Origin of the sequence: Faecalibacterium faecis, assembly GCF_040096475.1 — a bacterium.
Lineage (GTDB): Bacteria > Bacillota > Clostridia > Oscillospirales > Ruminococcaceae > Faecalibacterium > Faecalibacterium taiwanense.
Genome location: NZ_JBBMEP010000010.1, coordinates 30,731 through 54,930, shown reverse-complemented (window position 1 = coordinate 54,930; position 24,200 = coordinate 30,731). Strand labels below are relative to the sequence as shown.

Genomic DNA, 24,200 nt, shown 5'->3' with positions numbered 1-24,200 from the left:
GGGGTTTTGCTGTGCCTGTGGGCCGGACATCTGCAACAGAACCGGCACAAATCGTGCTTTTCACGCTGCTTTTAGGGCGATTCACGCAGGTTTGCTTCCAAAATGCGGTAAAGTGTGGGATAATCAAGATACTGTAATATATACCCCCCCCCGTAAAAATGCGAGGGGAAAAAGGAGGTTGTACCATGAAACAAGGCAAACTTATCCGGCGTGCAGTATCGGCGGCACTGGCCGGATGCATGATGTTCACCTTTTCCGCTCCGGCGCTGGCCGAAAGCACCGATGCGCTGATGCAGTTGAGCATGACTCGCCGCAGCGCCGTGAGCGTGCTGGACGAAGAGAACGATGAGGATGTGCAGGATTATGGCCTTGAAGTAGGCGGTGAATCCACTACACCAACCCGCGTTACCAGCAAAAACTATAAAGACATTTTAAATAAGGGTGTGCTGAGTTATGACCCGACCACCCAAACGTTGAAGTCGAATGGCAAACTACCAAGGTCGCTTCAAAAAATCAACGCACCCGGCAAGGATATAGAACTGAAGGGAGAAAATAGCAGCACAGTAACGGATAAACTGATCGTAGTGAAGGCACATAATGTAACGATCAGCAGTGATGAGTATGATGCGATTTTCTCCAGAGGTGATACCAGCACGATCAACTGCACCGGTAAGGTGGATATCCGCAGCGACAAAAATAGGGCTGTGAACGGAAGCCTGAACATTTATGATTCCAGCGAAGTGATCCTTTCTGCAGGCTACAGCGTTGTAACGGACAACGCAAATATCACCAGCGAGGGTAACGTGACCATTGAGAGTACCGACGGTAGAGCGGCGAAAAACCTGACGATCAACAAGGCTGATAATGTTACTGTTATAATCAATGACACACAAGCGATTTCCGAAAACACCCAAATCACCGCTTCCGGCACTGTGATCCTGAAAAACAACGCACAGGGCGGCCCTGTGGGCACTGTCACCTTTACACAGGCAAAAGGCAAAAACTACGTCTACTATACCAGCGAAGGTGCAGATGAGGGCGCAATTGATGCAAGCGTTACGCCTATCCCGTCCGATGTGCCCTATCGCTACCTGCGTATTGAAGAAAAGCAGAACGCCAGGATCAAGGTAAACAATGGCACTGTTACAGTGGGCGATACAACAGAAGCTCAGTTGGACAGCTTTAAGGGCCAGAAGGTCAAGGTTACTGCAACCGGAGCCGAATCTGACGACCGGAAGTTTGACGGCTGGGAAGTGGTAGCTCCTGATGGCTTTACCATTGATGCCGATAAGCTGAGAGAAAAATCGTTTGAATTCATCATGCCTGCAGGCGAAGTGGAGCTGACTGCGCACTACGCCAGCAAGTTGAGTGTGACCGGCGGCACTGCCGAAGTGAACGGCAACGCGGTGGACTTTGCCCGCCCGGATGCAGACGTGACCGTGACTGCGACCGATCGCAGCGCGGATGGCTACCAGTTTGACCACTGGGTGGTGTCTGGCGGTGATATTGGCAAGACCGAGGAAGAACTGAAAGCCAACCCGCTGAAGTTTACCATGCCGGATGCGGCGGTCAAGCTGACTGCTGTGTACCGTGCCGCTGTTACGGTGGTCAACGGCATTGCCGAAGCAGGCACCGAGAGCGGAGAAACAATCTTTGTGCTGCAGGGCGAAAAGGTCACGGTGAGCGGTAAGAACAGAAACCCGGATGTTACAAAGTTCGGCGGCTGGAAAGTGATCAGCCCGGAAGGCTTTGAACTGACCGAAGAGCAGAAAAATACCGAAGAAAGCATGACCTTCACCATGCCGGCCAGCCCGGTGGAGCTGAAAGCTTCTTATAGTTTCCCGGCACCTGTATTAGATATGCAGGTCACAGTGAATGGCGGCACGATCCGCGTCGGAGAGGGCAAAAGCCAGACGGGCACGGTGTTCGTACAGCCGGGCCAGACCGTCACGATCGAAGCCGATGAGCCTGCCAAGGAGAATGAGTCGTTCCATCACTGGAAGGTGGAAAAAGATTCCAGCAAGAATATTGGCATAATTGAGGGTAGTCTGGGTTCCGAAACGGAAAAGGGCACGGAAAAGATCGTCTTTACCATGCCGCAGGACGGCGTGAATCTGACCGCCGTTTACAGCATCCCCGCTTCCGTGCTGAGGAGTACCGTTACTGTTGAGGGCGGCACGGCAAAGTCCACTCTGGGCGAGGGCAGCGATATCCCCGCAGAGATCGGCACCGAGGTGAAGATCACAGCTACCCCATATGATGCCGAGAAATACCCCGGCATGGAGTTCGTGGAATGGGAGATCAAGTACCCCGATAGCTTCTACGAGAAATTCCCCGGTGGCATTCCGGAAAATCTGCAGCTCAAGCTGGACAATGCCAAGAGCGCGACCACGACGTTTAAGATGCCCGTTTACCCGGTCAAACTGATCGCCCACTGGTCGGCAAGCCCGGTGGCCAAGCCTGACCCGGACGAACCTATTGATGAAGACTTCGGCGTAGAACCTGCACCCATGGATACCACGGGCGGTGCAATTGCCGCCGTGGCCGTTGGTGGTGCAGCCATCTGGGGCGGCTACGAGATCGCCACCCGCATCATCCTGAACGGCCTCCTGCCCGAGGGCGCAGCCATCCCGGCAAACCGCGGCCAGCTGGCCCTGCTGGTGTGGAACACCGCAGGCAGACCCGAACCCGCAGGCGCACCCGCCTTTGCGGATGTGGCCGACGCTGACATGGCAAAGGCCGCACAGTGGTGCACCGAGCAGGGCACCATGGATGCCAAGGGCGACCGCTTTGAGCCCGAAGGCTGGACCCCGAAGTTCAAGGTGATCGAAGTGTGGAATAAGGCATTCCCCAAGCAGTAAAACAGCAAACAGCCCCCCGGCAGACGAAGGCCTGCCGGGGGGCTTTGCTGTGCCTGCGGGCCGGACAACTGCAACAGAACCGGCACAAATCATGCTTTTCACGCTGCTTTTAGGGCGATTCACGCAGGTTTGCTTCCAAAATCCGGTAAAGTGTGAGATAATCAAAGTACCGTAATGCATACCCCCCCCCGTAATAATTTTCGCAAAGGAGGAACCCCTATGAAACGAAATATTTTGGCCCGGCGGGCAGCTTCCGCTGCGCTGGCAGCGTGCATGATGTTCAGCCTTTCCGCCCCGGCTCTGGCCGCAAGCACCGATGCCCTGCTCCAGCAGAGCACCGCCGCCAAAAGCGCGGTGAGCGTGCTGGACGAAGAGAACGATATGATGGCAGAACCTGAGTATCAGATGAATCTCAAGTACGGCAGCATCACAGTCTATATTGGGGATGATGGCAAACAGTATGCCAAGCAGGGCGATAATGAAGCCCAGCAAAGTGGTAATCTGTATATCACAACGGACGGCGGCCGGACGACCAACACCCTGACCATCGAAGGCGGCACCACGGCAGCAAAAGTGACGCTGCATAATGTCAATATCGATGCTTCCGGTGCGGCAGTCTCGGTCAGCGGTGATGTGGAGCTGATCATCAGCGGCACGAATACCCTGCAAAGCGGCTGGGGCCACGCCGGTGTGGAAAAGGCCGACGACAACGGGACCCTGACCATCAGCGGCACCGGTACGCTGGAAGCCTACGGCGGTCAGGGCGGCGCAGGCATTGGCAGTGGTTCCCAGAAAGGCTGCAGCAATATTGTGATCGAAAGCGGCACCATCACCGCCCACGGCGGTGAATGGGGTGCAGGCATCGGCAGCGGCAATGTGGGCAACCGTCCGGGTATGCTCGGCGGCAGCAATATTACGATCAATGACGGTGATGTAACGGCTTATGGCGGCAGCGAAGCAGCAGGCATTGGCGGCGGCCTCAAGGGCAACGGCAAAGACATCACCATCAATGGCGGCACGGTACATGCAGAGTCCGGCGGCGGTGAAAAAGTTGCGGCTATTGGCGGCGGGCGAGTGAATGGCAAAGGCGAAAACATCCAGATCACCGGCGGCAATGTTACCGTAAAATCCGGTACTGGTGTCTGGATTGGCGGCACGAATGGCGAAATCGACAAAAGCAACCTGACCGGTGCCATCACCTATGTGAACCAAAACGGCAATGTGGAGAATACCGCAAACTGGGATATTATGGTCAATGAGACAGCTGTTAACGGTGTAAACTATAAAGATATCTTAAGCGACGGTGCCCTCTGCTATGACATTGAGGAAAAGACCCTGAAGCTGAAGGATGGAAAATCCTTTGAAGGCGCCCTGACCATCACGGCACCGGAGGATGTTTCCATTGATCTGGAAGCGGATGCATCCCACGTTGTGGAAGGTGACCTGACCGTAAACGGCGCAAAGGATGTGAAAGTGACCAAGCTAGGTGGCGGTGCGGCTGCAGCAATTCAAGGCAAGGCGGAGATCACCTGTTCCGGTGATGTGATCCTCGAAAATTGGGGCGGTTCGCGTGGTGACGGCCGAAACCTGATAACGAATGGCCTTACCGTGAAGGCAGACACGGTCACGACCGAAGGCGGCATTAGCGGCGAAACGATGATTGACTGTATTGGCGATATAAAGCTTGGTAATGAGCATGGCACGACGGTTTCGAAGCTGACGGTGAAGAGTGCAAACAATGTGACGGTGACGTCCGGCAGTGTGAATCGTTCGATCGGTCAGGACGGCGCAGAGATCACATGCAGCGGTATTGTGGAACTGGACAGTAACCGTTACAGTTACGAGAACCTTGGCAAAGTGAGCTTCACTCAGGCGAATGGCAAACCCTATGTCTATATCATGGCCAAATCTTCGGAGTACGCCAAATCTTCGGAGTACAAGGACTCCCGCATTACCCCGATTCCTGAGACAATAGAAAAAAGATACCTGCGCATTGAGCCGAGGGAGACTTACAGCATTACCGTGAAAAACGGCACCGCGCAGGTCGTTGGTGACACGGATGGAAAACTGACTACCGCCTTTGCAGGCGAAAAGGTCACAGTGAGCGGTGAGAACAAAAACCCGAGTGTTACAAAGTTCGGCGGCTGGAAAGTGATCAGCCCGGAAAGCTTTGAACTGACCGAAGCGCAGAAAAATACCGAAAAAACTATGACCTTCACCATGCCGGCCAGCCCGGTGGAGCTGAAAGCTTCTTATAGCTTCCCGGCACCTGTATTAGATATGCAGGTCACAGTGAAGGGCGGCACGATCCGCGTCGGAGAGGGCGAAAGCCAGACGGGCACGGTGTTCGTACAGCCGGGCCAGACCGTCACGATCGAAGCCGATGAGCCTGCCAAGGAGAATGAGTCGTTCCATCACTGGAAGGTGGAAAAAGATTCCAGCAAGAATATTGGCATAATTGAGGGTAGTCTGGGCTCCGAAACGGAAAAGGGCACGGAAAAGATCGTCTTTACCATGCCGCAGGACGGCGTGAAGCTGACCGCCGTTTACAGCATCCCCGCTTCCGTGCTGAGGAGTACTGTTACTGTTACGGGCGGCACGGCAAAGTCCACTCTGGGCGAGGGCGGCGATATCCCCGCAGAGATCGGCACCACGGTGGAGATCACAGCTACCCCGTATGATGCCGAGAAATACCCCGGCATGGAGTTCGTGGAATGGGAGATCAAGTACCCCGATAGCTTCTACGAGAAATTCCCCGGTGGCATTCCGGAAAATCTGCAGCTCAAGCTGGACAATGCCAAGAGCGCGGCCACGACGTTTGAGATGCCCGTTTACCCGGTCAAACTGATCGCCCACTGGTCGGCCAGCCCGGTGGCCGGACCGGACGAACCTATTGATGAAGACTTCGGCGTAGAACCTGCACCCATGGATACCACAGGTGGCACCATTGCCGCCGTGGCCGTGGGCGGTGCAGCCATCTGGGGCGGCTACGAGATCGCCACCCGCGTCATCCTGCACAACCTCCTGCCCGAGGGCGCGGCCATCCCGGCAAACCGCGGCCAGCTGGCACTGCTCATCTGGACTGAGAAGGGCAAGCCCGAACCCGCCGCACAGCCCGCCTTTGCAGACATCACCGATGCCGAGCAGGCCAAGGCCGCTCAGTGGTGCGTGGAGCAGGGTCTGCTGGATGCACGGGAAGGCAAGTTTGAATCGGACGGCTGGATGCCCAAGTTCAAGACCATTGAGATCTGGAACAAGGCGTTCCCCAAAAAGTAACCTCTGAGCGCTTCCTCCGTAAAGCCTCAGAATGACAGATCCCCCCGATACCGGATACCCGGTATCGGGGGGATTTTTTGCGCAGGCACGCGTGGCATTGGCGGTGGCAATCATCTCCGACATTTCAATGATCCAGTGACCTTGCAGTTTGCGCGAAACAAAAATACTCCGGCAACTTTCCGACCAAGAGAAAGTTACCGGAGTATTCCGCTTTACTTATTTGTTTTTACCAGCAGTGCCTGATACGGCTCCAGTTCCACATCCGCCAGCCAGACGGAAGTGCCCTCCGGGGTGTGATACTCGCCGCCCAGAGCGTCCAGACTTGCCCCTGCCGGGTACTCGGTAAAGTTGAATAGCCCCACCAGCGTTTCCTCGCCGCGCTTGCGTACCAGCGCCAGCACACCGGGGTTGTGGCTGTCCCATGTGGTCACCCATGCATCCGGGGCAAAGCAGGGGTCTGCACGCATTTGGCGCAGCTGCTCCATGCCCTGCCACAACTTGTTTTGCAGCGTGCCCTTCCGGGTGCGCTGCTTGGCATCCTCCCAGTTGAATTTGCTGCGGTGCAGATTGCGGCTGTCCTCCACACGGTCAGGGTCGTTTTTGTAGTCCCAGCCGTTGAGCTGTGCAATTTCATCCCCGCAGTTCAGCATGGGGAAGCCCTGCAAAAACGCCATGGAAGTGTGCAGCAGCAGGTCACGCTTTACGGCGTAGTCCAGTGCGGTTTTATCGCCTTTTTCCAGTGCCTGCTCGATACCGCACAGGCTGGCGGTGGTGCCGCAGCTGCGGGCATCGCCGGTGGCGGGGTCGTAGTTGTACAGCTCACCCTTTGCCCAGCTGCCGGGGAAATTGCCCTCATAGAAGTGATACAGATATTCCTTGTGCTTCTGCGGGTCAATGCCAAGCCGCTTCTCCACCGCCTCATCCAGACCCCAGCCGATATCATCGTGGCAGCGCAGATAGTTCACGAACCAGCAGTTGTCCGGCAGGGCATGGAGGGCATCCAGCTGCGCCTTCAGCAGCCGGGTATCCCGGCTGGCAAGGGCACCCCACAGGTTGACCATGGTGGACACGTTGTAGAGCATGTGGCATTCCGGTTTTTCCGGGGTGCCGAAATAGGCGGCCAGCTCCTTGGGAGCCATGACCACCTCGCCCTTGAGGATGACCGCCGGGCAGACGCATTCCAGCACCATGCGCAGCATCCGCACGATGGTGTGCACCTGGGGCAGATTGCGGCAGGTGGTGCCCAGCTGCTTCCAGATATAAGGCACTGCATCAATGCGGAACACCTCTACGCCCAGATTTGCCAGATGCAGAATGCTCTTGGTCATGTCCACGAACACCGCCGGGTTTGCGTAGTTCAGATCCCACTGGTAGTCGTGGAAGGTGGTCAGCACCCACTTGTGCATTTCCTCACACCATGTAAAGTTGCCGGGTGCGGTGTTGGGGAACACCTGAGGCACCGTCTGCTCGTACTGGTCGGGGATGGTGCGGTCCTCGTAGAGATGGTAATAGGCCTGAAACCACGGGTCTCCGGCTTTTGCCGCCATGGCCCAGCGGTGGGTGCTGGCGGTGTGATTCATGACAAAATCCAGACACAGGCTGATGCCTGCTTTCCGCAGCTCCCGGGTCAGGTTTTCCAGATCTTTGTTGGTGCCAAGGGCCGGGTCTACGGTGTCAAAATCCTCCACCGCATAGCCGCCATCGTTGTGGGGATGGGGCATCTGCAGCAGAGGCATCAGGTGCAGATAGGTCAGCTTCTGCTCCTTGAGGTAGGGCAGCTTCTTTGCCAGTTCTTTCAGGTTTCCGGCAAAGAGGTCGGTGTACATGGTCATGCCGAACATATTGCCCCGCTTGTACCACTCCGGGTCGGCAGAGCGCGCCTTGTCCAGTGCTTTCAGCTCGGCGCTGCGGGCGTTGTAGGCTTCTGCCATCTCCCGCTCCAGAACTTCCAGCCCTTCCCGGTTGTGGTACAGTTCCATGAACAGCCATTCCAGCTCGTCCTTGTGCTTGGCAAACCGGGACGCAAATTCCTGTTTTGCTGCCATGGTTCAGCCCTCCACTTCTGCAAGGGTGGGCATGGCGGGGATAGCACCATGTCGGCTGGTGGTGATGCTGGCCGCTTTGTTGGCAAAGGCCAGAATGCCTTCCAGCTTGTCCACCGTCAGGGTGTCCAGCTTCTCCTTGCAGAGCTTGGACAGAGCCGCCCCAAAGAAAGTGTCGCCTGCGCCGTTGGTATCACCCACCTTGCAGGGGACACCTGCCACATGGCCGGTCTTGTCCCCAAAGCGGTAGAATACGCCATTTGCACCCAAGGTGACGAAAATCAGCCGGATGCCGTTCTGTGCCAGTTGTGCCGTGCCGCTTTCGCAGTCAGTGGTTCCGGTGAGCAGGGGAAGTTCTTCATCGGACACCTTCAGGATATCCACCAGCGGCAGGGGAGCTTTCATCTGTGCAATGGCATCCTCTTTGTTCTTCCAGAGGTTTGCACGGTAGTTGGGGTCGTAGGTGATGGTAGCACCCAGCTTTTTGGCACGGGCGGCGGCATCCAGCGTGGCAGTGCGGGAGGGGTCAGCGGTGAGGCTGACAGAGCCGAAGTGGACGATTTTGGCAGCCTTCAGAGCCTCGTCCGAAATGTCCTCCTTGCACAGCATCACGTCAGCGTTGGCGCTGCGGTAGAAGCTGAAATCCCGCTCACCGGTGGCATCCACCGAGACAACAGCCATAGTGGTGGGATGGTCTGCATCCACCGCCATGCCGGAAACGTCTACCTTGTTTTCTGCCAGAACCTCTTTCAGGTAGCGGCCAAAGGCATCCGCACCCACCTTGCCGATAAAGGCGGTCTGTGCGCCCAGTCTGGAAGCAGCCACAGCCAGATTGGCCGGTGCACCGCCGGGGTTTGCGGCAAACTGGGGGATGCCGCGCGCATCCTTGCCGGTCTGGGTCAGGTCGATCAAAACTTCACCAATCGTTAAAATGTCCATGCGTTTTCTCCTTATTTTTATCCTATAAGCTAAAACCCAACGGTCACCGCTGGAACAGATAATGAATGTAAGCGGCTGCACGCTCCGGGTGCGGTGCATTCTGCACTACCCCAAGATAGACCCTGCCAGAAAAACCTGCCTGCCTGACAAACGGCGTGTCCGAAATATCCAGCACGGTCCCACCGGCGTTCAGACCCGACAGTGCATGGAAAGACGCATCCAGTGTCCGCAGATCGAGAAAATAATCATCTGCCAACAGTCGATCCCGTGCATATTCGTCCATCAGAACAACATCTAACCGCTGGGCACTGACTGCACCCAGCAGCTTCATCTCCGAAGCATATACATACTGCTCCTCTGCGCGTTCGCTTTCGCTGAGCAGCAAGCCGGACAGCAGATCGACCTGTTGCTTTTTGGTCAGACCCTGCGCCTCGGCAAAGCCGGTGGTAAGCTGTTCCGTCAGATCAGACCCGGCAGTGATATTTACCAGACCAAGGTAAAGCACATCCTCTTTTTTCGTCACATGACGGTAGGCTGCATACCCGAGGATATAGACGACGATGAGCACGATCACAATGGGCAGCTTGTAATATGCCCAGATGTGCTCCCACTTTTTGCGCCCATGGAGAGAGCGGAGCGTATCCCGGTCAGTTTTTGTCATGGTCGTATTCCTCGTGTACTGCATCAGGGTCTCCACCGATCAGATAGAGAATCCGAAGCATCAGAAAGGAGCAGAGCATGGCGCACAAGCCCATGCCCAGCAGGAATGCAGGCGTGAACACAAACACTATGACGTACCCCATGATGCCATAGATCGCCGCCATCAGCAGGGTGCAAAACAGATACCGGACACCCACGAGAAACGCTGTTTTCAGGATGCCGAAGGTGGTGTTTTCAAACCGTGCCAGCAGAGGAAAGGCATACAGCAGAACGATGCCGTACAGAATTGCCGCACCAATAAGCACTGCAGTGAGCAGCGTCCAGAAAATGTTTTCGCTCCACATTCGGCGCAGCACAAAGCCATCCGCAACGAGGAAACTGCCGACTGTCAGCAGGATCAGCCAGAGTTTTGTGGCAGGCTTAAAATTTTCCCGGAACGCCTTAAAAAACATCCGGGTCAGACCATCGTCCCGATCTTCCGCCATTTTGAGCGTGACGTAGAACAATGCGGTCGTAGAAGCTCCTATGGTAACGATGGGCAGGCTGCACACGAGCCATAAGATGTTCAGGTAAGCACTGTAAGTCAATTTCGTCAGCACAGCAAACAGCGGCTTGTCCGTATTGCACAGGTCACGCATGGGGGTTCTCCTTTCGCTCAATCTCCTGTGGATTCGCGCAGGATCAGGTTGGTTTCCGTATAGACGGTGCGATAGTTCAGCGATGGCTCTTCGATGCGGGTCATAAGCAGATTGGCAGCGGTGTAGCCCATGATCTGTCCATGGATATGGATCGAAGTCAGATGGGGGGCAAAGTAGGAAGCCTCCTGACTGTCATCGAAGCCGCAGACCCAGATATCATCGGGAACCGAATACCCCAGCTCATTCAATGCCTTGACCAGATCCATGGCAACAAAGTCATTGGCGCAGACAAAGGCATCCGGCATCGTTTTGAACCGACGTATGGTTTCGTACAGGGATACCGGATAGTTCTGCTGTCCAGATGGCATCGCACAGGTGCTCAGGCCTTCTGTCAGACCAAAGTACTCCACTGCATCCTTATAAGCCATATAACGCTCAAAAAAGGACTGACAGTGGTTTTTATCCCCCGCAAAGCTGATGCGTTTTTTGCCGCGCTGGACCATGTGGGCCACCGCATTCTGGATCTCAATGCGGTTTTCCATATAAAGGCGGTCAGCTTTAAGGGGAGGACGCATATCCATCACAGGGGTGTCTACAAACAGCAGCGGAACATCCAGATCGCACAGCATCTGTGCGTAGTCATAGTCGAATACTTCAATGCAGATGATGCCGGCTGTGCGCTGGATGTTGAGAGAAGATGGAAGCTTTTTCTCTTTCAGCTCTATGGGAGAAATGCGATGAATGGTCGTGCAGCTATGCAGATGCTCGATTTCCGACTGGAAACGATCCAGCATCATGGAGGAAAAGTGAGAGCTGCTCAGAAACTGGGTCGTCAGCATGGCGATCTCCCGTTTGTCACTCGGCAGAATGGAATGCTCTGCTGCTTTTGCAGTGTCTTCCTGAAACAGCGGCAGATAGGCAAACTGCTTATAGCCCATTTCGGCGGCTTTGCGCAGGATCTTCTCCCGTGTGGCATCTGCCAGCACACCGGTGTTGTTGATGGCCTTTGAAACTGTGTTGCGGGAAAGCTGCAGTTCGTTTGCAATATCCTGAATGGTGACTTTGGTTGCCATAAGTCATCCTCTTTCTTTACAATATAGGGGGCGGGTGTTCTTTCTTTTATAGATAAAGTCCGGTGACGGATCTTATTCTTTGCGACTCCAGTATAGTGCAAATGCACAAATTAGTCAAATGCAAAAATGCAAATCATCATTTTGCATATTTGCGCACTTTTGGATTTGTGCATCTGTACAAATCCACAATAATTTTTGATGTATACCATGAATTATCGTTGACATTCGCTTGCGTGAGTGGTATAAATAAATCAAAGGATTTTACATTTGCACAATAGAAGTGAAAAACGTAAAATTCAAAGGTGCAAATGTAAAGTGCGAATCAAACGGCAAGCAAATCAAAAAGGAGGAGAATGATTCATGAAAGCAAAGACGGCCTCGCCGGAAACGGCTGTGCTGACAGCAGAACGCAAGCTGCACAACACATGGGTCTACATCAAACGGCATTGGCAGCTTTACCTGTTGTTCCTGCTGCCTGCCGTGGCGCTGACGCTGGTGTTCAAGTACGCTCCCATGGGCGGTGTGCTGATCGCGTTCCAGAAGTACAATCCCTTCAAGGGCATCTGGGGCAGCGAGTGGGTAGGCTTCAAAAACTTTACCCGCTTCATGTCCTCGCCGGACTTCCAGCGTTATCTGATCAACACCCTGAAGCTGAGCGTCTACGGTCTGCTGTGGGGCTTCCCGATCCCCATCCTGCTGGCATTCCTGCTCAACCGTATCGAGAGCAAGAAGATCAAGCAGAAGGTGCAGCTGGTGCTGTATATGCCCAACTTCATCTCGGTCATCGTGCTGTGCGGCATCGTCCGGGTGCTGCTGAGTGTCACCGGTCCGGTGAACGGCCTGCTTCACACCAGCATCAACTTCATGACGCTGCCGGAAGCGTTCCGCCCCATCTACATCATCAGCGGCATCTGGCAGGGTGCAGGCTGGGCATCCATCATGTACACCGCATCCCTTTCTAACGCCAGCAAAGATCTGAAGGAAGCTGCGATGATCGACGGCGCAAACCTGATCCAGCAGATCATGACGGTGGAGTGGCCCGCCATTAAGGATATGGTTGTTATTCAGTTTATCCTGCAGGCAGGCAACATCATGAGCATCGGTTTTGAAAAGGCCTATGCCCTGCAAACGGACCTGAACCTGAACACTGCCGAGATCATTGCAACGTACGTTTATAAAAAGGGCCTGTTGGACGGCGATTACAGCTTTTCCACGGCAGTCGGTCTGTTCAACACCGTTGTCAACGTCATCCTGCTGATCGCAGTGAACAAGATCGTTGCCAAAATGAACGATGGCAAGGGCTTGTAAGGAGGGGTTTACCATGGCAAAACAGAAAAAATCAAAAATGGCCCTCTACACCAGACAAGATAAGATCATCCTGTACTGCGGCTACGCACTTCTGGGCTTGTTCCTGCTGGCGATCATCGTTCCGATGATCTACATCGTTATCGCGTCCTTTATGGACCCGGTCACGCTGCAAAACAAGGGCATCTCCTTTGATTTCAGCAAGTGGAGTCTGGATGCTTACCAGCGTGTCGTTTCGGACAAGCAGATCTGGGTCGGCTTCAGGAACGCAGTGCTTTACTCGATCATCTTCACCATCATCTCGGTAGCTGTGACGATGCTTGCCGCTTATCCCATGTCGCTGCCGGACTTCAAAGGCAAAAAGATCTTCAACACCTTGTTTGTGATCACGATGTTTTTCAGCGGCGGTCTGATCCCCACCTACCTGCTCATCAACAATCTGGGTCTGCTGGATTCCATGTGGGCGGTCATTCTGCCGGGAGCATTCAGCGTGTGGAACATGATCATTGCCCGTACCTATTATCAAGGCGTCCCGCGTGAGCTGCGCGAAGCTGCGGATGTGGATGGAGCCAGCGAGATGCTTTACTTCTTCAAGATCCTGCTGCCCGTCTGTATGCCGGTGGTGGCAGTTCTGGCCCTGTGGCAGTTCGTGGCCATGTGGAACAGCTACTTTGACGCCATGATCTACCTGAACAGCGCATCGAAGCAGCCGCTGCAGCTGGTGCTGCGTTCCATCCTGATCCAGAGCCAGCCGGAATCCGGCATGATCGCAGATATCCAGAGCACTGCCGAACGTGCCAAGATGGCAGAACTGCTCAAATATGCAACCATTATTATTTCCAGCCTGCCGCTGCTGGTGATGTATCCCTTCTTCCAGAAGTATTTTGATGCCGGCATCATGGCTGGTTCCATTAAAGGCTGAGGATATTCCAGAATTTTATAAGCAGGTACGCTCATCTGTTACACGAAAAAAGAAACACGAAAAAGGAGAAAATACCATGAAAAAGCTGATCTCTCGCCGCAACTTCCTCAAGGTCTGCGCTCTGGCGGGCTCTGCCGCTGCTCTGTCTGCCTGTGGCGGCAAATCCACCGGCAGCGGCGATTCTGCTGCCGCAGCTGTGGACGTGACCGGTGCCGTTACATTTCCGCTGTCCGAAAAGGTCACCTTTACCGGTATGACCAGCTTCCCTGTGGGCAGCGAACCCGAACCGAACAACCGCACCATCTTCAAGCGTCTGGAAGAGCAGACCAATGTGCACATCGACTGGACCGCCATCCAGTCCGACCAGTGGAGCGATAAGATCACCCTGAATATGTCCAACCCCAACACCCTGACGGATTTTGTTTTTACTGCTGATTTTACCGACAGCAATCTGCTGCGCTACGCAGATCAGGGTGTCATCCTCAATCTGGAAGACTACATTGACAACAATATGCCTTATCTCCAGAAGGTCTTTGAGCAGTACCCGGAGTACCGCACCATGTGCACCGACAGCGATGGCCACATCTGGGCACTGCCCTGGATCGAGCAGCTCGGCTCGGAAAAGACCGCCATCCAGACCATTGGCAACATGAGCTTCATCAATACCAAGTGGCTGAACTTCCTCGGTCTGTCGATGCCCACCACAGTGGACGAGTTTGAGCAGGTGCTGATTGCATTCCGTGATAACGCTGCTTCTATCAAGGCAGAGTATGGCATTGACGGCGACATCATCCCCATGTCCTGCATCGTCAACAACGGCGATCAGGACCCCAGCATCCTCATCAATGGCTTTGGTGAAGGCTACGGCGATGCTGACAAGGACCGCCATATTGCCGTTACCAATGACCGGAAAGTTATCTGTGCCGCCACCCAGCAGGGCTACCGTGATGGTCTGGACTGGCTGCACAAGCTGTATGCCGAGAAGCTCATCGACCCGGAGTGCTTCACGCAGGAGTGGTCCACCTATGTTTCCAAGGGCAAGGCTGGCCGCTATGGTGTCTGTTTCAGCTGGGATGTTGCCAACATTGACAACCTGACCGACTGGGAGCCGCTGCCCGCCCTGACCGCCGATACCCGGAATATCACTCCGCAGAACGGCTCTTTCACCAGCGGCTTTGCCCGCGGCAGATGCGTTGTCACCGCAAAGGCGACGAACCCTGCACTGGTTTGCGCATGGCTGGATCAGATGTACGCACCCCTCCAGTCTCCGCAGAACAACTGGGGTACTTACGGCGATGCGGAAGGCTTTAACATCTTTGAACTGTCCACCAACGATAAGGGCGAGCCCATGCTGAAGCACGCTCCTCTGGGCGATGCTTCTCCCGTGGAAGTCCGTGAAGCGCAGTGTGTCAGTGGACCTCTGGCGGTTCTGGATGATTACTATGGTGTATACGTTACCTGCCCGGACGATGCACAGTATCGTCTGGACTGGATCAAGGAGATCTACACCCCGGATATGAACAACGATTATGTCTATCCCAATGTCTTTATGAGCAGCGAGGACACCGAGCAGGTCTCTAACCTGCAGGCAGATCTGCAGACCTACATGAATACGCAGAAGGCCGACTGGATCATGAACGGCACTACGGATGCAGAGTGGAACGAATATCTGAGCAAGCTGGAAGACTACGGCCTGTCCGACTATCTGGGCATTATGCAGAAATATCTGGATGCTTACTACGCATAAGAATTCTTTCCTTTGGAGGATTCCATGAACGATTTGACTTTACAAAAAGCCCGTGCCTATGAGGCCGAGCACGGCGCTGCCATTTCCCCGGCGGAACGCCCTGCTTACCACATGACTCCTTATGTGGGCTGGCTCAACGACCCCAACGGCTTCTCTTATTATAAAGGGAAGTATCACCAGTTCTATCAGTATAACCCCTACGATGTGCGGTGGGCGCCCATGCACTGGGGTCACGCGGTCAGCACCGACCTGCTGCACTGGGAGTATCTGCCCTGTGCACTCGCCCCGGATTCCCCGGCGGACAACGGCCCCGGCTGCTTCTCCGGTTCTGCTACCGAGATGGATGACGGCAAGCAGCTGCTGATGTACACCAGTGTGGTGGCAGAAAAGCAGCCCAATGGGGAGATGCGGGACATCCAGACCCAGAGCATTGCCATCGGTGACGGTCTCAACTACGAAAAGCCTGCCTGCAACCCGGTGCTGACCCAGAAAGACCTGCCGGAGGGCTTCAGTAAGTTCGATTTCCGGGACCCCAAGATCTGGCGTGAGGCCGACGGCACCTACTCCGCCGTCACCGTCTGCCTGGCCGAGGACGGCAGCGGCGCAGCAGCACTGTTCCAGAGCAAGGACGGCTTCGACTGGCACTTTGTCACGGTGCTGGAACGCTGCAACAATCAGTACGGCAAAATGTGGGAGTGCCCGGACTTCTTCCCGCTGGACGGCAAGCAGGTCTTGATGCTCGGCCCCATGGAGATGCTGCCCAAGGGCGAGTTCCACAACGGTCACAACGTGATTGCCTTCATCGGCAATTACGACCAAGCCACCCACACCTTCACCAAGGAAAACGTGCAGCTGATGGACGGCGGCATCGACTTCTACGCCACCCAGACCACCCTTGCCCCGGACGGCCGCCGCATCATGACCGCATGGCTGCAGACATGGTCGGACACCGAAGATAAGCCCAAGGGCTGCAAGTGGTTCGGGCAGACCATCTGCCCCCGGGAGCTGCACATCAAGGATGGACGCATTGTTCAGGCCCCGGTGCGGGAGCTGGACGCCGTCCACGGCAAGCGCACCCTGCACGAAAATGTGACGGTGCAAAGCGAAACTTCTCTGGAAGGCATCAAGGGCCGTGTGGCCGACCTGACCGTCACGGTGCAGCCCGGCGAATACCGCTCCTTCACCCTGAAGCTGGCCGCCGATGCAGACCATCACACCAGCCTGACCTACGACCCCTACACCTCCGAGCTGACACTGGATCGCAGCTATGCCGGTTCCCGTGCCGACATTGTTCACCGCCGCAGCTGCAAGGTGCGCAGCCAGAACGGTGCCCTGAAGCTCCGCATCCTGCTGGATAAAAACAGCATCGAAGTTTTCGCCAACGACGGTGAGCAGACCATGACCGCATGGATCTACACGCCCCAGTCTGCCGACGGCATCACCTTTGCTGCCGATGGCAAAGCAACTGTTACGGTGGAACAGTTTGAGTTGAATCTGTAACCTGATATTCCTTTCATTTCTCCTTCATTGAATACAGCCCCGCTTTGGCTTCTCCTTCGCCAAAGCGGGGCTGTGTTTGTTATATTAGCTCTTTACAGGTCTACGCCCATCCACCATATGCTCCAACTTTGCGCTAAACGCGAACTTGTCGGGGCAAGGCCCCTCCATTTTGCTTACGCAAACCCGAACAACGCTCTTTTTGCTCTGCACAAAATCCTGCATCGTTTGGCGTAAAATTGGCGTATGGCGCAATTTTCGCTGGAAATCCATCAAAAGAAAAAGCCTGAAACTTCTCGGTACATCAAGAAGTTTCAGGCTTTTCTAATTGCAAATTGGAGCTTGTCGGGGCAAGGCCCCTCCATCTTGCTGGCGCAAGACCGCTCGGCCGCTTAAAAGCCCCACTGGGGCTTTCATTGCTGCGCAAACGCGGAATTTACTGCTCAATCGGCTTCATCGTGGGGATGTGGCAAGAACTGGCTCTGTTATCGTCCGTCAGACTCCAACAACGTCCACGAAGTAAACCCTCTTTTCAATGAACCCTCCAACAAGCTCCAACAGCGTCCACGAAAGTTGTGTACAGTTTTGGTCACAGCCCTTTTTTGATGGAGCGTGACGGAAACCGTGACAACGGGTGTTGTTCGCTGTCAAACCGTGATAAACGAGATGTGCTTCTTTGTCCAGCAGAGAGGAACATTTCTGTTATTTTGAATCTATGCCTTACCGGACAAGCAATGCGCTTTGCAGAGAGGCCATGGATTCTTTCTTTTTCTCTTGGGTTGCTTCTGCGTATACATCCATTGTGGTGGAAATATCCGCATGACCCATGATTTCCTGAATGACCTTCAGGTTGGTTTCGTTCTCGCAGAAGCGAGTGCAGAATGTGTGCCGCAGGATATGGCAGCTAAACTTTGGCAGAAGAACCGGGTCACGATTTTCTTCCTTCGCCTTGGATTCTTCTTCCTTATTATAGTCTGCACAAATCGAGCGGATAGTGCGGTTGATGGCATTGGGGAGATAAACCTTTCCATCACCAGTGCAGAAAACAAAGCCGGAGTACCCATCAATTTCATCGGTGCAGAAACCAATGACCTTTTGATACTGGTATTCTTCCAGAAAGGCATCGAACACTTCATCAATCATTGGAATAATGCGGATGCCATATTTTTTTGCATACCGTTCAAACCCACGGATATTTGTTTTGTCGATTTCCACACTGGAAACACCCCGATTCTGCCGCAGGAGCATTCGGACGCTCTGTTTGCCGCCAGCCATCTTCGCTTGCTGCTGTTGAATGGCAGCTTTTCCGGCATTAAGAATTGTCCGGGCGGTCAACTTTGTAGTAGACACCACGATGTTGAATGTTTTCTGCTCGACTTCTTCCTGCATTTTACCACCTCCCGTGCAGAAGTTTAGATTTAACGGTCATGTTCCGCTGGGGGCTTGATCACGACTTTATTCTCGGCAGACTTCACAGCATCGTCCGGGACAGGAATCACCAACAGGCGATTCCCCAATTTCAAAAAAGTTTCCGGCTGGTGAAATTGCTTCTCATACTTCTGTGCCAACTCCGGGGAAAGTGATGCAAAATCCTCCTCTCCCAACCCCACCACCAGAAAGGTTCCAGCAACAGCGTCGTACATCCGCCCATCCTCATCTCGCAAGGCACGGTTCAGGGGCAGTCCAGTCAGCTTTCCTTCATCGTTGTAAACGATGGCAACCGGATCATCGAAAGGGTAGCTTGCCGCAATGGTGCCACCGACAGCATCCTGAAAATCTTTCAGTTCCGTGCCGATGGTGGCTTTCTGCGGATACATACCGGGTTGAACCAGAAGCACCTCCATTTTTCTGCTTTCAGAAAGTTCCTGCTCACCCACAGTTTTGAAATCGACACCGACAAAATCTGCGGAGTCGAGAACATAGTCCTCATTATTCCACGCTTTCGTGACGATTTTCTCTGCTTCTTCCTGTGAAGCGGCTTCGACAGAAACCGTGCGCTGGAGCGTTTCTGTGATTTCTACATCAAACTTCTTCATGCACACCTCAGTCGATGCAGATGCAGGTCAGCTTGTCGCGGTCGATCATCAGAGTGACACTGCTGCTTTCCAGATATTTCTGGATGGCGTACATATCGCTCATCGTCAGGGATGCAAAATTCCCGTCATCATCGAAGCGATGGAAAATCACCGGGCCGACCAGATACCGCTTGCCCATCAGCTTAATGACCTGCTTGGGGTTGTAGCGGAAGCTCAGCGGTTCATCTTCGGAAATGCTGATGCCCTCATCTGCTTCATCGAAGCAGGGCAGGATATGCGGCGCATCGTCAGGCCGGATCACGGTCAAATCCAGAACGGGAGAAGTTGCTGCAAAGTATGGCTCTGCATTGCCAAGTTCGTTCTGCATGACCATGTGCATGAAAGAGAAGAAGCTGGACACTGTATCGTCGATATGGTCGATTTTCTTGCTCATGGTGCCGATGGTCTTTGCGGTATTGAAATCAATCGTATTGTTCATGGGCGTTACCTCGTATAATAAAATAGTAGTATTTATAGACCGCTCTCCAGCGGAATGCTACAATAGTTTCAGGGTGCTGTGGATTGGTGAGGCGTTACTACCGCAAAGACGGTTTTTGGGAGGCTCCAACCACAGCTTCTTTGTTGAAATGTTAATCAGTTAGATACCGCCAGACGGTTTATTTAGAACGAGGTTACAAGAGCAAAGAAGTCTGTGGTCCTGAACAGCATCGAAATAAATACGCCGGAGGTATCAAAATGGTTTGTGTTGGAATTGACGTTGCCAAGGATAAGCACGACTGCTGTATTCTCGACTCGGACGGAACGATTCGTGCCGACTGCATTACCATCCCCAATAACATGGATGGCTTCAAGCAGCTGCTTCAGACGATTCGAGACTGTACCAAAAAGTCAGACAAAATAAAAGTAGGACTTGAGGCTACCGGACATTACAGCTACAACATTCTTGGATTTCTTCTTGACAATGACCTGGCCGTCTATGTCATGAATCCTTTGCACACCAACCTGTACCGAAAAAGTCTCAGCCTTCGCAAAACCAAAACCGATCGTGTGGATGCAAGAACGATTGCAACTATGCTATTGTCCGATGTAGACCTCAAGTCCTACACGGATACAGCATACCATAACGAAGAGTTAAAGTCACTAACAAGATACCGATTCGATAAGGTTCGTGAAAGAGCCAAGCTGAAGCAGTCAGTGTCCAGACTGGTCACGATTCTGTTTCCAGAACTGGAGAAGCTCGTTCCCTCTCTCCATATTGCTTCGGTTTATGCGCTCCTCAGTGAATATCCCGGTGCAAAACAGATTTCAGAAATTCATCTCACCAAGCTGACAAACCTTCTTGCGACAGCATCCAAGGGTCGTTATGGCAAAGATAAGGCTATCCAGATTCGAGATGCTGCCAGAACTTCCATTGGTTCCGTTATGCCTGCTAAATTTCTGGAACTGAAGCATACCATTAAACTCATTCGGGAACTCACCTCCGAGATTGATGAAATTGAAGTTTCTATTCAGAAAATCATGGATGAACTGAATCCACCGATTCTTTCTATTCCCGGTGTCGGTATCCAGTCAGCAGCCATGATTCTTGCTGAAATCGGTGATTTTTCCAACTTTGAATCTCCTGACAAAATCCTTGCTTACGCTGGCTGCTCTCCATCTACATACCAGTCCGGAAAACTTACAAACTGTTACGCTCACATGGAGAAGCGTGGTTCTCGTTATTTGCGATATGCCCTCTACAACGCAACCAAGTACGTCTGCCACTGGAATCCCGTCTTTGCTGAATATCTTGCCAAGAAACGTGCTGAAGGAAAGCACTACAATGTTGCCTTATCCCATGCCACGAAGAAACTTGTGCGGCTAATCTATGCCTTGCAGAAATCTGGCAAAGCATATCTTGTAGCTGCCTGATTCTCTCCAGAGCCTGAGCCAAATCCAAGAACAACTTAGCTGGCGCAGCGAACCCTTGACAAACCGAAGCATTCAAATGCTATTCTGTTTCTGCGAGGGTTGGCCGGGCTTGCTTTGCTATTCTCTCCGTCGCCCTCGCTGCATTGATTATGGCATTTGAATGCTGTTTGTCAGGGGCAGCGGTCGGCAGACGGATTTTTTCATTTTGGGGCTTGACTTTTAATAGTTAGTCTCCTAAATTTTTTGCAAAATAAAAGACCCAATCGGGTCTTATCGGTTCATGCGCTGTCAACGCTCATTGTCACGTTGACGCTTTTTCTGCCACGCATCCAGAAGCTGTATGATTTTTTCTTCCATTTGCCGGGGCGTATAACTGCGAGGAAAGTATTTGCGCAGAGTTTCGTTTTTGATGGTTACAGTGTCTTGCTCGCTTTTCTTTTCCTCGCCCATAATATCGACTACGGCTTCTGAAGTAAAATTGCCCTCCTGCGCCAGCTTCTTTATGCGCTTTGCCTGTGAGAATGAGGGCGCATTTTGCGTGTCGTCCATTGCGTTTATCACTTCTTGCTGCTGTTCGTGCGAGAGATAGGACAGTTCAACCGCAGGATTGAACGATACTTTTTTCTCGTCTACCATATCCAGAAGTTCGGGGATGAGGTTTGTCAGACGAATAAATCGCTGGACTTGTCTGCCGCTTTCACCACTTTCTTTACCGATAAGATCGGCTGTTTCAAAATTCCCGACAACTTGTCGGGGATTTTCTTTTGGTGGTCTACCAGCAGTTCTTTTCATGGCATCCATCTTCATTTTGTACGCAAAAGCCCTTTCACTGGGCGAGATGTGTTCTCGCTGCAAGTTGGAATCGACCATTAAAATCGTGGCGGCATCATCGTCCATGTCACGCACAATGACGGGCAGCGTTTCCAGTCCAGCCATCTTTGCAGCGAACTGGCGGCGGTGGCCAGAGATAATCTCATATCCGTCACCATCCGGACGCGGTCTTGCGATAAGCGGTGCCAGCACACCAAACTGGGCAATGCTTTCCACCGTCCGGGTCATGGCTTCATCGTCCACGACTTTGAAAGGATGGTTGGTGAACGGATGCAGCTCATCAATGGGAATCTGTTGCACCTGTTCGCGCTGCTCTTCCTGTCGCTTTTCCTCCGTAGAGAAAAGTTCATCTAGCCCTTTCAGAGCTAAGTTTCCGCTGTCTATCGGCATCGGCCAGCACCTCCTTCGTCAGAGATTTGTAGGCTTCTGCCACTTTTCCTTTTGGGTCATAGGCAAAAATGCTTTTTCCTGCCGCACTGATTTCAGCGGCACGGACAGACCGGGGAATCGTCTGCTCGAATACATTGATCTTCCGGCCATAGCCTTGCCGGATTAGATTGTCGATCTGCTTTCCATAGGTGGTGCGGTTGTCCGTCATGGTGAGCAAAATACCCTCGATTTTTAATTTTGGGTTTATCTGCCGCCGCACTTTTCCAATCGTCTGCAAGAGCTGTTCCAGTCCTTTGGCAGAGAGGTACTGCGCTTGCATCGGAATCAACGTGGTATCTGCCGCAGCCAGCGCATTGACGGTGAGCATTCCCAGCGAAGGAGTGCAGTCCAGTAGAATATAATCGTACTCGCGTTTGGCACTGTCCAACACCTGCTTTAGCATCTTTTCCCGGTTCATACTGTTGACAAGGGCAACTTCCATTCCCGCCAGCTCAATGTTGGCCGGGATAAGGTCAACACCCTCCGCATGGTGCAGGATGACCTCACCGGGCTGGATGGGCTGGTCATTCATAGCTTTCTGCATGAGAGTGGAAAGCGTAGTGGGCAGTTCATCCGGCTGCTGCCAGCCCATACTGATGGTGAGTGAGCCCTGCGGGTCAACATCCACCAGCAGAACTTTCTTCCCCTCCATAGCCAGACCGATGCCCAAATTTTCACAGGTGGTGGTTTTGGCCGTGCCGCCTTTTTGGTTGACGATGGCGATTGTGGTTGCTTTCTTTGCGATAATATCACCTCCCCGGAGAGCCACGCGCAAAGTCGTGGTTCGTTTTGTTCTGATAGTAGAGATTCATGGTCGTAGGCGCATTGAATAATGCCGCCAGCAGATATTGCTTCATGTTCCGCACAGGGGAAGTGTTCTCTGCCAGACAGCCCAGCACGAAGCGGATATGGTCTGCGTTCAGCTTTTTCAACCGACTGCGCACTACTTCGACAGGCTTATCATCCCCGGCAATCCTCAACATCTTGCGTTTGGTGGAGCAAGTGTCCACAAGCAAGTCCACGATTTGATAGATGGCGTCCTCATCATCCGGGCAGAGCCGGAGCAGCAGTTCGACCTCCAATGCCTGATAAAAATAATCTTCAAGCTGTTCTCGCTGGGTCAGCCTGTCCGTTTCATCCGGGAGGAAAGGATGGTTCCTCTCTGTTTTATTCTTATCAGTCTTATTAGATTGCGATTTTGGCCGCACCTGAACTGCACTTTCGGCAGCACAAGAATTGCTGTTTGCACAATTCTGTATTTGCGCTTTTGGCAGTCCAGATGAAAAGTTCTTGACGTAGATCAAGCTGGGTCTGCCCAGCCCACGCCGTTTGCGTTCGATGAGGTCTGCCTGTTCTAGCTCCCGGAACAACTTGACCGCCTTGTGCTCGGCGCAGCAGAGAGATTCCTGCACCTCCCGGACGGTGTAGATGATATACACACGCCCATGTTCATCCACCCAGCTATTCTTTGCAGACAGGCTCATACGATCGAGCAGGATGCCGTACAGTGTCCGGGCATCCGTAGAGAGTTGCCGGAAACGGCTGTCCTGAAAGAGTGCTTTCGGTATGCGAAAGTAGGCGAACAGTTCACCTGACTGCCCATAGAAGTAGTCGAGCATCATTTGGTGTGGCCTCGGATTTTCAACTGTGAGTGTGTGATCATGTGCAAAACCTCCTTGTCTGATTTTTGCAAAAGAAAAAACGCACCTTCAATTTTGTGGAAACTGAAAGTGCGCTATGTAAAGCTAATTCAATTATTCACGAAAGGATTCCAGATATTCGTCCAGCACTTCTACGTTCACCAGTGCAATGCGTTTCAACCGGACGACAGCGTGAGCATCCTGTGCGACTTGTCGGAAAGAGTTTTTGCCCATCGAGTAGAGGACTGCCCCTTCCTCGTAGCGAACGTATTTCTTTTTCTTTCCAGCCAGCAGTTTTTCCAGTTCAGGAACTTCAACCGAGTTTCGCTTATGTGCCATGGTATTCTTCTCCTTTGTCAAGGTTATGTGGTATACTTGCATTATCAGGATATA

Annotated in this window: 19 protein-coding genes and 1 pseudogene; 7 read left to right on the top strand and 13 right to left on the bottom strand. The window is 53.2% G+C overall.

Annotation, left to right across the window (positions count from 1 at the left end; genetic code table 11):
- Positions 1–185 precede the first annotated feature (185 nt).
- Positions 186–2,861, top strand: coding sequence for an InlB B-repeat-containing protein (locus tag WMO17_RS06795; protein ID WP_349137739.1), 2,676 nt, complete (start codon positions 186–188; stop codon positions 2,859–2,861).
- A gap of 219 nt (positions 2,862–3,080) precedes the next feature.
- Positions 3,081–6,137, top strand: coding sequence for an autotransporter outer membrane beta-barrel domain-containing protein (locus WMO17_RS06790; RefSeq protein WP_349137738.1), 3,057 nt, complete (start codon positions 3,081–3,083; stop codon positions 6,135–6,137).
- 212 nt (positions 6,138–6,349) lie between these two features.
- On the opposite strand, the gene WMO17_RS06785 is transcribed toward WMO17_RS06790, so the two are convergent.
- Genes WMO17_RS06785 through WMO17_RS06765 form a run of 5 tightly spaced genes read right to left on the bottom strand, consistent with a single transcriptional unit; the run spans position 6,350 to position 11,489 of the window.
- On the bottom strand, positions 6,350–8,182 hold the full coding sequence (locus tag WMO17_RS06785; RefSeq protein WP_349137737.1) for an amylosucrase: 1,833 nt from the start codon (positions 8,180–8,182) through the stop codon (positions 6,350–6,352).
- Positions 8,183–8,185: 3 nt separating this feature from the next.
- Positions 8,186–9,118, bottom strand: coding sequence for a carbohydrate kinase family protein (locus WMO17_RS06780; protein WP_349137736.1), 933 nt, complete (start codon positions 9,116–9,118; stop codon positions 8,186–8,188).
- 43 nt (positions 9,119–9,161) lie between these two features.
- Complete coding sequence (locus WMO17_RS06775; RefSeq protein WP_349137735.1) at positions 9,162–9,779, bottom strand: hypothetical protein; 618 nt, start codon at positions 9,777–9,779, stop codon at positions 9,162–9,164.
- Entirely contained in the window at positions 9,766–10,416 is a 651-nt protein-coding gene (locus WMO17_RS06770) for a YesL family protein (RefSeq protein ID WP_349137734.1), read from the bottom strand. Before WMO17_RS06770 ends, WMO17_RS06775 begins: the two co-directional genes overlap by 14 nt.
- A 17-nt stretch (positions 10,417–10,433) precedes the next feature.
- A complete protein-coding gene (locus WMO17_RS06765) occupies positions 10,434–11,489 on the bottom strand; it encodes a LacI family DNA-binding transcriptional regulator (RefSeq protein WP_349137733.1) in 1,056 nt (351 codons plus the stop codon).
- A gap of 360 nt (positions 11,490–11,849) precedes the next feature.
- On the opposite strand from WMO17_RS06765, the gene WMO17_RS06760 reads away from it, so the two are divergent.
- The 4 genes from WMO17_RS06760 (at position 11,850) to WMO17_RS06745 (ending at position 16,963) form a co-directional block, all read left to right on the top strand.
- Complete coding sequence (locus WMO17_RS06760) at positions 11,850–12,797, top strand: ABC transporter permease (protein ID WP_005945026.1); 948 nt, start codon at positions 11,850–11,852, stop codon at positions 12,795–12,797.
- On the top strand, positions 12,781–13,716 hold the full coding sequence (locus tag WMO17_RS06755) for a carbohydrate ABC transporter permease (protein WP_005945023.1): 936 nt from the start codon (positions 12,781–12,783) through the stop codon (positions 13,714–13,716). Before WMO17_RS06760 ends, WMO17_RS06755 begins: the two co-directional genes overlap by 17 nt.
- Positions 13,717–13,792: 76 nt before the next feature.
- Entirely contained in the window at positions 13,793–15,463 is a 1,671-nt protein-coding gene (locus WMO17_RS06750) for an extracellular solute-binding protein (RefSeq protein WP_349137732.1), read from the top strand.
- A 24-nt stretch (positions 15,464–15,487) separates the two neighbouring features.
- Positions 15,488–16,963 carry a glycoside hydrolase family 32 protein gene (locus WMO17_RS06745; protein ID WP_349137731.1) on the top strand — a complete coding sequence of 492 codons (1,476 nt, stop codon included), beginning with the start codon at positions 15,488–15,490 and terminating at the stop codon, positions 16,961–16,963.
- A gap of 717 nt (positions 16,964–17,680) precedes the next feature.
- On the opposite strand, the gene WMO17_RS06740 is transcribed toward WMO17_RS06745, so the two are convergent.
- The 4 genes and pseudogenes from WMO17_RS06740 to WMO17_RS06730 form a co-directional block, all read right to left on the bottom strand.
- Entirely contained in the window at positions 17,681–18,349 is a 669-nt protein-coding gene (locus WMO17_RS06740) for a tyrosine-type recombinase/integrase (protein WP_349137730.1), read from the bottom strand.
- Positions 18,350–18,378: 29 nt separating this feature from the next.
- The gene (locus WMO17_RS06735) at positions 18,379–18,804 is read right to left on the bottom strand and encodes a DUF3846 domain-containing protein (protein ID WP_423406592.1); all 426 of its coding nucleotides are present in this window, start codon (positions 18,802–18,804) and stop codon (positions 18,379–18,381) included.
- Positions 18,805–18,870: 66 nt separating this feature from the next.
- Positions 18,871–18,996: pseudogene (locus WMO17_RS13190) on the bottom strand (DpnD/PcfM family protein); the annotation flags it as partial.
- 7 nt (positions 18,997–19,003) lie between these two features.
- The gene (locus tag WMO17_RS06730; protein ID WP_349137729.1) at positions 19,004–19,474 is read right to left on the bottom strand and encodes a hypothetical protein; all 471 of its coding nucleotides are present in this window, start codon (positions 19,472–19,474) and stop codon (positions 19,004–19,006) included.
- 257 nt (positions 19,475–19,731) lie between these two features.
- Here WMO17_RS06730 and WMO17_RS06725 point away from each other — a divergent pair, with 257 nt between their 5' ends.
- Positions 19,732–20,907 carry an IS110 family RNA-guided transposase gene (locus WMO17_RS06725; protein ID WP_005936957.1) on the top strand — a complete coding sequence of 392 codons (1,176 nt, stop codon included), beginning with the start codon at positions 19,732–19,734 and terminating at the stop codon, positions 20,905–20,907.
- 288 nt (positions 20,908–21,195) lie between these two features.
- Here the strand turns inward: WMO17_RS06725 and WMO17_RS06720 are convergent, their stop codons facing one another.
- From WMO17_RS06720 to WMO17_RS06705, 4 genes are all read right to left on the bottom strand, one after another.
- Positions 21,196–22,128 carry a ParB/RepB/Spo0J family partition protein gene (locus tag WMO17_RS06720; protein ID WP_349137728.1) on the bottom strand — a complete coding sequence of 311 codons (933 nt, stop codon included), beginning with the start codon at positions 22,126–22,128 and terminating at the stop codon, positions 21,196–21,198.
- Positions 22,085–22,936: a ParA family protein gene (locus WMO17_RS06715; protein ID WP_349137727.1), complete on the bottom strand. Its 852-nt coding sequence runs from the start codon at positions 22,934–22,936 to the stop codon at positions 22,085–22,087. The genes WMO17_RS06720 and WMO17_RS06715 overlap by 44 nt, the downstream gene beginning before the upstream one ends.
- Positions 22,917–23,789, bottom strand: a complete 873-nt coding sequence (locus WMO17_RS06710; protein WP_349137726.1) for a DUF6017 domain-containing protein — start codon at positions 23,787–23,789, stop codon at positions 22,917–22,919. The genes WMO17_RS06715 and WMO17_RS06710 overlap by 20 nt, the downstream gene beginning before the upstream one ends.
- A gap of 132 nt (positions 23,790–23,921) precedes the next feature.
- On the bottom strand, positions 23,922–24,146 hold the full coding sequence (locus WMO17_RS06705) for a DUF6462 family protein (RefSeq protein WP_117948960.1): 225 nt from the start codon (positions 24,144–24,146) through the stop codon (positions 23,922–23,924).
- Between the last annotated feature and the right edge of the window lie 54 nt (positions 24,147–24,200).